Source organism: Pseudomonas sivasensis (assembly GCF_052938085.1).
Map to the genome: position 1 here is coordinate 3,977,507 of NZ_CP176442.1, position 12,490 is coordinate 3,989,996.

Below are 12,490 nucleotides of genomic sequence, written 5' to 3' on the forward strand. Positions count from 1 at the left end.
GACAAACGGAGCGGCTATTTGCGCAGTTGAGACGTTCAAGATTCAGATGCTCCCGTTTTCAATACTTTGGCTTGCCGAAAATACGGCTCACGATATTCACGACCAGCACGATCATTACCAGTACCAGCGACGCCGCCCAGGCGAGTTCAAGCTGGTTGTCGAAGGGCATGCCGGAGAAGTTGTAAATCAGCACGGCCAGCGAGGCCGTCGGATTCATCACCGCCAGGCTGCCGTCGTGGTAGATCCAGTAGTTGCTGAACAGTGCGGTAAACAACAGCGGCGCGGTTTCGCCTGCGGCGCGAGCCACGGCAAGCATCACGCCGGTGAGGATTGCCGGCAGGCCGGTGGGCAGGACGATTTTCCAGATCACCTGGGAGCGGGTGCAGCCCATGCCGTAGGCGGCGTCCTTCATGATTTTGGGCACCATGCGCATCGATTCTTCAGCGGTCAGGACCACGATCGGCAGCATCAGTACCGCCAGTGCCACACCACCGGCCGGAGCCGAGTAGGTGCCGGTGGTCATGACCACCAAGGCGTAGGCGAATACACCAGCCAGGATGGAAGGCAGGCCGGTGAGCATCTTCGCGGCAAAACGCGCGGCGTTCGCCAGCTTGCTGTCTGGGCCCAGTTCGGCGAGGAAGATCGCCGCCATGATGCCGACCGGCACGGCGATGGCAGCGGCGATGCCGACCATCACGAAGGTACCGGCCATTGCGTTGCCGAAACCACCGCCGGTCTCGAAACCAGTCGGCGGCAGCTCGGTGAACACTTCAAGGCTCAGGCGCGCGCCGCCACGCATGATCAGCATGTAGAGCACGGAAATCAGCGGCACGCTGGCCAGTAGCGCGCCTGTCCAGACCAGGGTGGTCAATACCAGGCTGCGCAGGGCGCGGCCTTCAAACCGGCGCTGCAGGCTGGGCATCGCGCCGGCGGGGGACGTCAGGTCGGTTGCAGCAGTGAGATCAGTCATCACTTATTACCCCGTTGAGCGTACATCATGATCATGGAGCCGAAGATATTGACGATCAGCGTGATCAACATCAGCACCAGTGCGGCGTACATCAGCACCTCGATCTCGTTCGGCCCGGCTTCCGGGAAGTTCAGCGCCAGCAAGGCCGCCAGGGTGTTGGCCGGTGCGAACAGCGACAGAGAGATGTTGTTGGCATTGCCCACCAGCATGGCCAGGGCCATGGTTTCACCGAGTGCGCGGCCCAGGCCCAGCACCAGGGAACCGAAGATGCCGGTAGCGGCGGACGGCACCATCACCTTGAGAATTGCTTCCCAGTGAGTGGTGCCCATACCGTAGGCCGCTTGCTTGGTTTTCATCGGCACGGCGGTGAGGGCGTCCTGCGACACGGCAGCGATGGTCGGCAGAATCATGATCGCCAACACCAGCGCGGCCGGGAGCAGCCCCGGACCGCTCAAGGAGGTGCCGAAAAAAGGGATCCAGCCGAGTTCGGTATTCAACCAAGCGGTCAAAGGCCGGATCGCCGGAATCACCACGTAAATGCCCCACAGGCCATAAACGACGCTGGGAATGGCCGCGAGCAGTTCGACGATGGTGCGAAACACCGCCGCCAGCTTCGCCGGCAAAAAATCTTGGGTAAGGAAAATCGCCATGCTGACGCCGAAAACACCTGCGATCAGTAACGCGATGAAGGCACTGTAAAGCGTGCCCCAGATGGCCGGCAGAATGCCGTACTTGCCTTGGTTAACGTCCCAGACGCTTCCGAAAATCACGTCAAAACCGTGCTTTTCCATGCCTGGAAGGGCCTTGCGCCCGACTTCAAACACCAGGGCAAACACCAACGCCAGCACCAGAACCACACCTATCCGCGCAAGCGCACGGAAGGTGCGATCAACCAGGAAGTCCTTCGTAGAAGGTGGCTGGCAGGCAGAGTCCGGGTTACCCGGTACGACAAAAGGTGTGTTCATTGGCTAATTCCGGAACAGGGGGGTAACTCTCCCGGCAAGGCTGACAGCACCCGCCGAGAGAGGCCTCACGGGCGTTACTGGATGTTGGCGGATGCTTTGCGAACCTGATCGACTACCGATGGCGGCAGTGGGATATAGCCCATCGAGTCAGCGATTTTCTGGCCTTCGGTCAGGCTGTATTCGACCATTTCACGCATGGCCTTGGCCTTGGCCGGGTTGCCGTTGTCTTTGCGGAAGATCATCCAGGTGTAGGACGTGATCGGGTAGGACTTGGCACCGTCCGGGTCCGGCAGCCAGGCCACCAGGCTTTCCGGCATCTTCACCGCCGCCAGTGCTTCGGCACCGCTTTCGGCGTTAGGAACCACGTACTTGCCGGCCTTGTTTTGCAGCTGGGCAAAATCAACCTTGGCCAATTTGGCGAAGCCGTATTCGATGTAGCCAATCGCGCCTGGGGTCTGGCGTACGGTGGCGGTCACACCATCGTTCTTCGGCGATTTGATGAATTTGTCGCTGGAAGGCCAGTTGACGGTGTTGCCTTCACCCAAGTCCTTTTGGAACTGTGGGTTGATGGCCGCCAAGTGCTTGGTGAAGACGGCAGTGGTACCGCTGGAGTCTGCACGCACGACCACGGTGATCGGCATATCCGGCAGTTTCAAGCCAGGGTTGGCAGCGACGATCTGCGGATCGTTCCACTTGGTGATCTTGCCCAGGAAGATGTTGGAGTACACATCGCGTGGCAACTTCAGCTCTTTAGGATTGCCTGGCAGGTTGAACGCCAGCACGATTTCGCCCGCGGTCATCGGCAGCAACTGCACGCCTTCAGCGACCTTGGCAATGTCTTCATCTTTCATGGCCGAGTCACTGGCGGCGAAGTCCACGGTTTTGTTCAGGAAGTCCTGAACACCCGCCCCGCTCCCCTTGGATTGGTAGTCAACCGTGACGCCATCGGTCTTTTTGCTGAAATCCTTGAACCAGGTGAGATAGATCGGCGCTGGGAAACTGGCGCCAGAACCTGTCAGACGGACGTTTTCGGCGGCAAATACCGAGGTGGCACTTAGAGAAACCGCAACGGCGAGTGCAGCAGACTTCATCAGACGTTTCATTCAGGGAAATCCTTGTGATTACGGGCTCCCGGAACTCTGCATCAGCATTGTTACGCTTTTATGAAAATTGAATGGCAAGCCGCTATTTTGTCCCCCTTTTGCGCCACAGCTACGCATTTCGCTGTTGTTTAGTGGCGCCGGTAACTTTTCTGCCCGGAAGGCGTAAGGCAAAACACTCCGCCCCGTGGCCCAGTACAGTACGCACCGCTACCGCAGCTGCAACTCTGCGAGCGACCTTGCAGCGGCTGCACGGCGGGGCGTGCCAGGCGGTTGCCCGTGTAGGCGGTGCAACTTTTTTTAGAGGCGCTTATGGAGCCGTCGTTGCACAGGAATACGTCCCCGTCACAACCGGCGATACCTCCTTTACGACCTGAACACGGCGTATTGGCCGCCAGGACGGACAGGCTCGACAGCATCAAAATGAGACCCAGGACAAACACGCGGATAAGGCCAGGAAACATAAGGAACACTCGAAATAAGTGGCCCAATGATATCAATCTTTGAGCACAGCCGCTGACGGCTAACGCAGCTTTCTCATGCATGCAGCCCGGGCTTCGTTCTTCGTCTCCCGCGCGCCAAAGCCTGAGCAAAGCGAGGTCTATCTGATCTACGGAAATCAAAATGTGGGAGGGGGCTTGCCCCCGATGAGTGAGTGTCAGCTAATCATCGGTGACTGACACACTGCCATCGGGGGCAAGCCCCCTCCCACATTTGGACGGAGTTCGACTTAAGAAACCGGTCGGCGCCAAGGCCACCGCGCTCTGGCTTTTGATACGCAGTGGCCCCGTTGCCCACGTTGCTACGTACGCTTAGGGCGTCGGCTCCACGTCCTTGAACACCAGTCCCTGGCTACCATTCACCTGCCACGGATTGCCACCACCGGTCTGACTGAACACCACACGCTCGAAGCGTGAATCTTTCAGCCCATCAATACGCGCCTTGGCCGCGCCGCTGAAGCGCACACGCTCGAACACCAACCCCTGATGATAGGCATTGTGCGCGGCATCGCCCTTGACCTCGATCGCCGCGCCCTGGGCATTTTCCACACTGACGTCAGTCACACGGATGTCCCTGAACTGCCCGGCAATCGTGGAGCGCTGATAATCGAGTTTGGCGTTCGGGTCGTTGTAGTCGAGGGTGAAGATGAACGCCTGCTTGACCGTGTTGCGAATCGCCGAATCACGGAAGATAACGTTGCGCGCGCCGCCGCCCATGAAGTTGGTGCTCTTCATACGCAACCCGGCATCAGTGCCGTCGGAGACGTTGTCTTCAGCCAGGATGTTCTGGATCCACGCACCGGTATGACTGCCGGCCACCACCATGCCGTGGCCCTTGCGGAAGTAGTTGTTGAAAATCCACGCGTCTTCCTGGGGCGGCTGGTGCACGGCATTCGCACCGGTGCCGGCGGCGAAGTTGACGCAGTCGTCGCCGGTGTCGAAGAAGTTGTTGAAGACCATCGCGCCCTTGCTGTTGGCAAACTCGATGCCGTCGCCGTTGTTGGCGTCGTAGGTCTTGTGGGTGGTGTTGGCCAGCACCACGTTTTCGGTCTCCAGGTTCATGATGCCGTGGAACGCCGGGTTCACCACGGTGAAGCCGCCGTAGAACACGTTCTTGACGTTACGCAGGGTGATCAGCGAGGAGCGCATTTGCCCATACGCGTCCTTCACATTCATGCCGCGAGCGACGGCTTGCTCCACCTGGGCCTTGGCAAGCAGGCCGTCCTGGGCATAGCGGGTGTTGTCGCTGGGCAGGTAAAACGGCAGTGCCTGGCCACGCTCATCGACGACATCGGCGTTGCGCTTCCAGCCATTGCCGTCGAGGATGCCCTTGCCGACGATGCGGATGTTTTCAAATGACTGATGCTGGCGCGGATCGCGGGGCAACGCGTTGATCAACGAGGCCGGGCGTACGGTGGTGGAATACGGGTATTGGATGTAACCAGCCAACGGGTAATCTTCGGCGCGCTCTGAGCCGAGCAGGGTCGCCCCTTCGGCGATCTCCAGGGTCATGTTGCTCTTGAGGTAGAGCGCACCGCTTTTGTAGGTGCCTTTGGGCAGCAGGACTTTGCAGCCCGGGGTGCAGGCATCAATGGCGCTCTGGATTGCCAGGGTATCGAGTTGATTGCCATCGCCCTTGGCGCCGTACTTTTTCACGTCAAACAGGGCCGCGACCTTCGTGGTGCGTTGCTGCACGGGGGCACTGTCTGCCGACTCCTTGCCGTTGCCATCCACCGAACGCACGGTGAAACGGTAGGCCGTGTCGGGCTTCAGGCCTTGGGCGGTGTAGCTGTGAATGCCGATGCGATGGTGGAAATTGGCCGTGTCCTGGCGGTAAAACTGGTCGATGTAGGGCTTGGCCGGTGACACCTGATCGTTGTTGGCGTTGGCACTGCCCAGCAAGGTGCCGTTGGCGTACACCCGGTAATCCTTGATGCCGGCATGATCAGCGGGTTTTTCCCAGACCAGGATGATGTGCTGGTCGTCATAAGCCAGGGTCGGGACTTGCACTTTCGACGGTGCCTGCAGCGCCCAGGACAGCGAGCTGCAACCCAGGGCGATGAAGGCCAGTGCGCAACGCGCTGAGGATTTTTGCGAGGGTTGATACGGCATGTTGTTCTCCTTGTTTTTGCCGGTATTAACGTTGAGGGCTACATCGGTCGCCCGGACTCTTCGAGGTATTGGCTGCGGTTGATGAAGCTTTCGCGGGGCATTTCGCGCACGTCCATGGACAGTGCTTCGACCTGTGGCAGCAGTTCAACCAGGGCGGCGAGTGTCGCCGAGGCGAGGCTGCGTTGTTGTTCGGCCGTGCGCCCGGCGAAGAGATACAGGGCCACGTGCACGAAGTCGTCTTGAGTGGTACCGCAGCGATAATGGGTGAAGCCGTTGAGGCGCACTTTAATGTCGCCGGGTTTGAACACGCCGAACCCGTCGAGGGCGTCATGCACGGTGGCGAGCAGACGTTGTTCGCCGACGCGCTGGGCCAAGGTCGCGGGGCAGTCGATGATGCAATGGGGCATGGTGGACTCCTTGCAGGCAGACCGGACAGCGGCGCCATCAGGGCGCCGCCGACCAACGTTTTATTGAGCGCCGAGGGACTTGATCAGCACCGCCAGTTGTTCCACTTCATCGGGCAGCAGATCGGTCAGTGGCGCGCGTACCGGGCCGGCGTCGTGGCCAACCAGGCGAGCACCGGCCTTGACGATGCTCACGCCATAGCCTTCACAGCGGTTACGAATCGCCAGGTACGGCAGGAAGAAATCATCGATCAAACGGCCTACGGTGGCGTGGTCGTCGGCGGCCACGGCGCGGTAGAAGTCCATCGCGGTTTTCGGGATGAAGTTGAACACCGCCGAGGAGTACACCGGCACGCCGAGGGCTTTGTAGGCGGCGGCATAGACTTCGGCAGTCGGCAGACCACCGAGGTAGGTCAGGCGGTCGCCCAGGCGACGGCGGATGCTGACCATGGATTCGACTTCACCAATGCCGTCCTTGAAACCAATCAGGTTCGGGCAGCGCTCGGCCAATTGTTCCAGGCTGTCGGCGTTGAGGCGGCACAGGTTGCGGTTGTACACCACCACACCGAAATCCACCGAGTTGCACACCTGCTCAACATGGGCCACCAACCCTTTCTGGCTGGCTTCGGTGAGGTAATGAGGCATCAGCAAGATGCCGGCAGCGCCCAGGCGCTCAGCTTCTTGGGCGTAGGCAATCGCTTGGCGCGTAGGGCCACCGGCACCGGCGAGGATCGGCACCTGGCCTTTGCAAGTGTCCACGGCGGTCTTGATGATCTGCGTGTACTCCTTGGGCTCCAGAGAGAAGAACTCCCCGGTCCCCCCTGCCGCGAACAGCGCACTGGCGCCGTAAGGTGCCAGCCATTCCAGGCGGCGTGCGTAGGTGTCGGCGCGGAAGTCGCCAGCGGCATCAAAGTCGGTAACCGGGAAGGAGAGCAAGCCGGAAGACAGGACTGTTTTTAGTTCTTGTGGCGTCATGTTCACAAACCTTTGTTCGAAATTTGGATGGAATACCTTAAGAGGTAAGTCATCGTACAACTACAAAAATAGTAAAGCTACCCTATAAGTGCCCACCTTGAGAAAATTGCCATTTAACCCCATGAAATAGACACTTATCTGAAAAATCACATCAATCGAGAAAAGCCATGTTGTACGATGACTAAGCGTTTATCCCACACGCCGCCGCTCAGACTCCTGACTGAAGTCGCGGCTGGCCTGCACCAGCATGCGCGTGTAATCGTGCGCCGCTTGATCCTGGCTCAGGGCCTGGCAGTCGAGCAATTCCACGATCTTGCCGTGCTGCATCACCGCCACCCGATCGCACAAGTGAGTGACTACACCCAGGTCATGGGTGACCAGTAGGTAGGTGAGTTTCTCGCGCTGGCGCAGGTCCGCCAGCAGGTTGAGGATCTCGGCCTGGACCGAGACATCCAGCGCCGAGGTCGGCTCATCCAGCAGCAGTACCCGCGGCTCCAGAATCAAAGCGCGCGCGATCGCCACACGCTGGCGCTGGCCGCCGGAGAGCTGGTGCGGATAGCGAAAGCGAAAACTGTCGTTCAGGCCGACCTTGAGCAGGATCTCGTTGATGCGGTCGTCCTTGTCCCCTACCCCATGGATAATCAGCGGCTCGCGCAACGCCGTGTCGATGGTGTGCCGGGGATGCAGGGAGCCGTAGGGGTCCTGGAAGACCATCTGCACTTTGCGAAAATGCTCCTTGGGAATCTTGTGCTGCAGCGGCGCGCCGGCAATGCTCAGCTCGCCGCTCCAATGCCGGTATTGCCCGGCCAGGCAGCGCAGCACGGTGGTCTTGCCCGAGCCGGACTCCCCCACCAGACCGAACGATTCACCGTCGGCGACACTCAGGCTCACATCGTGCAGCACTTGGTTGATGGCAGCGCCTGTGCCGAAGCTCAGGTTCAAGGCGTGCGCTTGGATCATGGGCATGGTCAGGTTCCTTATTGAGTCAGCCAGAGAGGATCGCGCTTGAGCACCGGCAGGTGCACGCGGCGGTTGTCCATGCTCGGCAGCGCGGCCAGCAAGCCACGGGTATAGGGATGTTCGGCGTACTGCAGGTCGCAGGCGGCAAGGGATTCGACGACGCGCCCGGCGTACATCACCAGCACGCGGTCGCAGTAGTTGCGCACCAGGTTGAGGTCGTGACTGACGAAGATCAGCCCCATCTGCTGCTGGTCCACCAACTCTTCCAGCACGTTGAGCACTTGCTGGCGCACCGAGACATCCAGCGCCGAGGTGGGCTCGTCGGCGATGATCACTTCCGGACGGGTGATCACCATCATCGCGATCATGATGCGCTGCCCCATGCCGCCGGAGACTTCATGGGGATACAGGTTATAGACGCGCTGCGGGTCGCGGATATGCACCTGCTCCAGCATTTGCAACACGCGCTCTCGCGCATCGCTGCGGCTGGCCTTGTGGTGGGCCAGGTAGGCTTCGGCGATCTGATCGCCGACCTTGACCACCGGGTTCAGCGAGTACTTGGGGTCTTGCATGATCATCGAGATGCGCTGGCCGCGGATCTTCTGCATGGCTTTTTCACTGGCCGACAACAGGTCGACCTCGCCAAACGCCATGGCCTTGGCGGTGATTTTGGCGCTGGGCGGATGCAGCTTCAGCAGGCTGCGGCCCACGGTGGATTTGCCGGAGCCGGACTCACCGACAATCGCGAGTTTTTCCCGGCCCAAGGTAAAGGACACATCGCGCACGGCGTGGGTTTCTTTCTGGCCACTGACGAAGCGCACGTTAAGCCCTTCGACATTCAGTTTGATGGCGGACATCAGGTGTTCCTCCGATTATTCGCTGCGTGGATCAAGGATGTCCCGCAGGCCATCGCCCAACAGGTTGAAGGCCAGACTGACCAGCATGATCGCTGCCCCTGGAACCGCCACCAGCCACCAGCATTCGAGCATGTAGCGGCGGCCGGTCGAAATCATGGCGCCCCACTCCGGCAGCGGCGCCTGGGCACCCAGGCCGAGAAAGCCCAAAGCGGCAGCGGTGAGGATGATCCCGGCCATGTTCATGGTCAGGCGGATGATCACCGAGGACAGGCACATCGGCACGATATGGCGCAGGATAATCCGCGCCGGCGACGCGCCTTGCAGCTCCACTGCGACGACGAAATCAGCGTTGCGCAGGGACAAGGTTTCGGCCCGCGCCAGCCGCGCAATCGGCGGCCAGGAGGTCAATGCAATCGCCACCACCGCGTGCTCCAGGCCAGGGCCGAGGGCCGCGATAAACGCCAGTGCCAGGACCAGGCTGGGGAAGGAGATGAAGATATCGGTCAGGCGCATGAACACGGTATCGACCGCACCGCCGAAGTAGCCCGACACGGTGCCGATAAACAGCCCGATAGGCCCGACGATCACTGTGACCAGGGCGATGATGTACAGCGTGATCCGCGAGCCGTAGACCAGCCGGCTGAAAATATCCCGGCCATATTCATCGGTGCCGAACCAATGCGCCGAACCCGGTGCCTGCAACGCGCCGGCGAGGTTCTGCACCACCGGATCATGGGTAGCGATCCACGGTGCAAAGGCCGCGACCACCACCAACAGCAGCGCCACCAGCAGGCCCGCCAGGGTCATAGGGTTACGCAGCAGGTGACGCAGCACCCGCAGGCCACTCTTGCAAAAGGCATCAAAGCTGGAGCCTGGCGAGCGGTCCACCGGGCGCTTCGTCGCCGATTCGATGGAAGACAGATTGGCATTCATAAGCATCTTCTCTGTGTGAATTCTGGAAGCACTCAACGCTGCTTGTAGACACCCAGGTAACGGGTGGCCTCAGCATCGTCACCGGTGAAGCCCTTGACGTCGGCAGCGCTGACCACGGTGTCGGTCATCTGCGAAATCATCAGGATCGGCCCCACTTGCTGGTCGTAGAAGGTTTGCGCCTGGTGATACAGGCTGACCCGCTGCGCCGAATCACGCGTCACGCCGGCCTGGTCGATCAGGCTGTTGATCTGCGGGCTGAAGAACGAGGCGCGCCAGCCCTGGAAGTTCGGTAGGCCGGCGTCGTCGCTGTTGTTGGGGTTGTAGGCAAAGGTGCGCAGGCTGAAATACGGGTGCGGGTAACGCTCGGCGCCCCTGGCCACGATGATCTCGAAATTGCGCGCGCGCATCGCGCCGTACACCTGGTTACCCGTGCCGGTGACGATGCTGGCCTTGATCCCGCCTTCGGCCAGGGTCGCTTGCAGGCGCGCAGCGATATCAATGAACGGCGGTTCCGACAGCGTGCGGATGGTGGTGTTGAACCCCTCGGGGTAACCCGCCTCAGTCAGCAGGGCTTTCGCCTTGGCCACGTCCATGTGATAGCCCGGATCCGGCAGGCGTGCTTCCAGACCCAGTTGCATCGGCTGCTGGTTGAGCGTTCCGTAATACGGCATCACTTGTTGGTCCAGGCCCTTGTAGTCGATCAGGTTGCGCACCGCTTCACGCACCTTGGGCTTGGCGAATTCCGGTTGTTTCATGCTCATGGCGACGTAGTACATGGTGCCGCGCGGCAGCGACTGCACTTGGATCTTGTCCGAGCCGTCGATGGCGCGAATGTCCGGCGCGGCCATGCCGTAGGCCAGGTCGAGGTCACCGCGTTCGAGCATCAAGCGCAGGGACTGGGATTCGGTCATGTGCCGCACCACCACGCGCTTAAGCTTCGCCGCGCCGCCCCAGTAGCCGTCGAAACGGGTCAGTAACAGGGAATCGTTGGCGCTCCATTTGGTCAGCACGAAGGGGCCACTGCCCGCCTCGTTCGTGACCAGCCAACCGGCGCCGAGGTCGCCGTTTTTTTCATGGGCCAGGGCGGTCTTGCGGTCCACTACCACAGCGCTCGGGGAGATCGCCAGAGAGTCCACCAGCAGCAGCGGGTCCATGGTCTGCGGCAGGTCGATGACCAGGGTGTGGGCGTCCGTGGCGCGGATCAGCGATTGGATATTCTCAACGCTGTAGCCGTAGGCCTTCCAGGTGGTGGCCAGGCCGAAGTTGAGCTTCATCACGCGGTACAGCGACCACGCCACGTCTTCGGCGGTCAGCGGGTTGCCCGAATGGAATTTCACGTCCTGGCGCAGATGAAACGTTACCTGCTTGCCGTCCTCGCTGATGTCCCAACGTTCGGCCAACTGTGGCAGGTGTTTTTCCGGGTTACCCTGGTCACGCTTGATCAGTGTGTCGTAAAGATTGGCGTTGACGCCGGACGCATCCAGGCCGGGCGCGTTGGCCGGGTCGATGGAAAACAGGTTGACCATGCTCATGCCGACGATCAGTTGATCGGCCGGGGTCTTGGCGTTGGCCAGGGTCATCGGGCCAAGCGCGAGCACAGCGGTCAGCAGGCCAAGGTGCAGTTTCGAAAATGTCATGAAAAATTCCTTCTTCTTATAGTTTTATCGGTACTGCGCGACGCATTAACGGGTGCGCGGATCAAACACCTTGTACAAGGCATCGCTGATCAGGTTGAGCGCGACAAAAATCAAGCCGATCACCAGCACGCAGCCCATCACCGCATTCATGTCGCCAAGCATCAGGCTGCTGGTGAGGTATTGGCCGAACCCCGGCCAGGCGAATACGGTTTCGATCAGCACTGCGCCTTCCAGCAGCGAGCCATAGGCCAGTGCAACGACGGTGAGCAACTGCACGAGGATGTTGCGAAACGCATGCCCCCACACCACTTGGCGACGGGACAAACCCTTGACCCGCGCGGTGATGATGTACTCCTGGGACAACTGCTCAAGCATGAAGCTGCGGGTCATGCGGCTGATGTACGCCACCGAGTTCAGGCCCAAAATCAGCGCCGGCAACACGATATGCCGCAGGGCGCTGGCGAAGGCTTCCCAGTCGCGGGCGAGCGATGTGTCGATCAGCAACAGGCCGGTGACTTCGGGCACCATGCCGTCGTAGGCCAGGTCGATGCGCCCCGCGCCGCCCGCCCAGCCGAGCCAGGCGTAGAACACGAGCAGGCCCATCATGCCCAGCCAGAAAATCGGCGTGGAGTAACCGAACAAGGTGATTACCCGCGCCACATGATCGCCGAGCCGCCCTTGGTTGCTCGCCGCACACACGCCCAGCGGCAAGCCGATCAACACGCCGAACAGAATCGCCAGAGTGGCCAGTTCGATGGTCGCCGGGAACACGCGCAGGATGTCATCCAGCACCGGGTGACCCGTCAGCAACGCGTTGCCGAAATCACCGTGGAGCAGGTCATTGAGGTAAAGGCCGAATTGGGTCCAGATCGGCTTGTCCAGGCCCATCGACCGGTACACCTGGTCGTAGGTGGAGCTGTCGGCATCCGGCCCGACTACCGCCAGCACGGGGTCAAGCGGCATGACCCGGCCGATGATAAAGGTCAGCGCCAACAGGCCGAGCAACGTCACCAACACGGTGCTGGCGCGCCGCAGGGTATTGGAAGCGCGAGCGCCCATGACAGAGGCAGTCATAAC

Annotated in this window: 12 protein-coding genes; all 12 read right to left on the bottom strand. The window is 60.7% G+C overall.

Going from position 1 to position 12,490, the window contains the following annotated elements:
• Nucleotides 1-58: 58 nt before the first annotated feature.
• The 12 genes from pstA to ACKZ62_RS18205 all read right to left on the bottom strand — a co-directional run bounded on the left by pstA (nt 59) and on the right by ACKZ62_RS18205 (nt 12,472).
• On the bottom strand, nt 59-970 hold the full coding sequence (gene pstA / locus ACKZ62_RS18150) for a phosphate ABC transporter permease PstA (protein ID WP_032885467.1): 912 nt from the start codon (nt 968-970) through the stop codon (nt 59-61).
• Nucleotides 970-1,935: a phosphate ABC transporter permease subunit PstC gene (gene pstC / locus ACKZ62_RS18155; protein ID WP_032885468.1), complete on the bottom strand. Its 966-nt coding sequence runs from the start codon at nt 1,933-1,935 to the stop codon at nt 970-972. Before pstC ends, pstA begins: the two co-directional genes overlap by 1 nt.
• Nucleotides 1,936-2,009: 74 nt before the next feature.
• On the bottom strand, nt 2,010-3,038 hold the full coding sequence (gene pstS / locus ACKZ62_RS18160) for a phosphate ABC transporter substrate-binding protein PstS (protein WP_032885469.1): 1,029 nt from the start codon (nt 3,036-3,038) through the stop codon (nt 2,010-2,012).
• Nucleotides 3,039-3,166: 128 nt separating this feature from the next.
• A complete protein-coding gene (locus ACKZ62_RS18165; RefSeq protein ID WP_375803678.1) occupies nt 3,167-3,454 on the bottom strand; it encodes a YdcA family protein in 288 nt (95 codons plus the stop codon).
• Nucleotides 3,455-3,847: 393 nt separating this feature from the next.
• A complete protein-coding gene (locus ACKZ62_RS18170; protein ID WP_447095623.1) occupies nt 3,848-5,647 on the bottom strand; it encodes a glycosyl hydrolase family 28 protein in 1,800 nt (599 codons plus the stop codon).
• Nucleotides 5,648-5,685: 38 nt separating this feature from the next.
• Nucleotides 5,686-6,054: a 5-carboxymethyl-2-hydroxymuconate Delta-isomerase gene (locus tag ACKZ62_RS18175; protein ID WP_095186419.1), complete on the bottom strand. Its 369-nt coding sequence runs from the start codon at nt 6,052-6,054 to the stop codon at nt 5,686-5,688.
• A gap of 60 nt (nt 6,055-6,114) precedes the next feature.
• The gene (kdgD, locus tag ACKZ62_RS18180) at nt 6,115-7,026 is read right to left on the bottom strand and encodes a 5-dehydro-4-deoxyglucarate dehydratase (protein ID WP_032885472.1); all 912 of its coding nucleotides are present in this window, start codon (nt 7,024-7,026) and stop codon (nt 6,115-6,117) included.
• 189 nt (nt 7,027-7,215) lie between these two features.
• On the bottom strand, nt 7,216-7,992 hold the full coding sequence (locus ACKZ62_RS18185; RefSeq protein WP_032885473.1) for an ABC transporter ATP-binding protein: 777 nt from the start codon (nt 7,990-7,992) through the stop codon (nt 7,216-7,218).
• An 11-nt stretch (nt 7,993-8,003) separates the two neighbouring features.
• Nucleotides 8,004-8,843, bottom strand: coding sequence for an ABC transporter ATP-binding protein (locus ACKZ62_RS18190; RefSeq protein WP_032885474.1), 840 nt, complete (start codon nt 8,841-8,843; stop codon nt 8,004-8,006).
• A 15-nt stretch (nt 8,844-8,858) separates the two neighbouring features.
• A complete protein-coding gene (locus tag ACKZ62_RS18195) occupies nt 8,859-9,776 on the bottom strand; it encodes an ABC transporter permease (protein ID WP_122764069.1) in 918 nt (305 codons plus the stop codon).
• Between the two features lie 32 nt (nt 9,777-9,808).
• Nucleotides 9,809-11,413, bottom strand: a complete 1,605-nt coding sequence (locus ACKZ62_RS18200) for an ABC transporter substrate-binding protein (RefSeq protein WP_181640593.1) — start codon at nt 11,411-11,413, stop codon at nt 9,809-9,811.
• Between the two features lie 45 nt (nt 11,414-11,458).
• A complete protein-coding gene (locus ACKZ62_RS18205; protein ID WP_371260689.1) occupies nt 11,459-12,472 on the bottom strand; it encodes an ABC transporter permease in 1,014 nt (337 codons plus the stop codon).
• Nucleotides 12,473-12,490 lie beyond the last annotated feature (18 nt).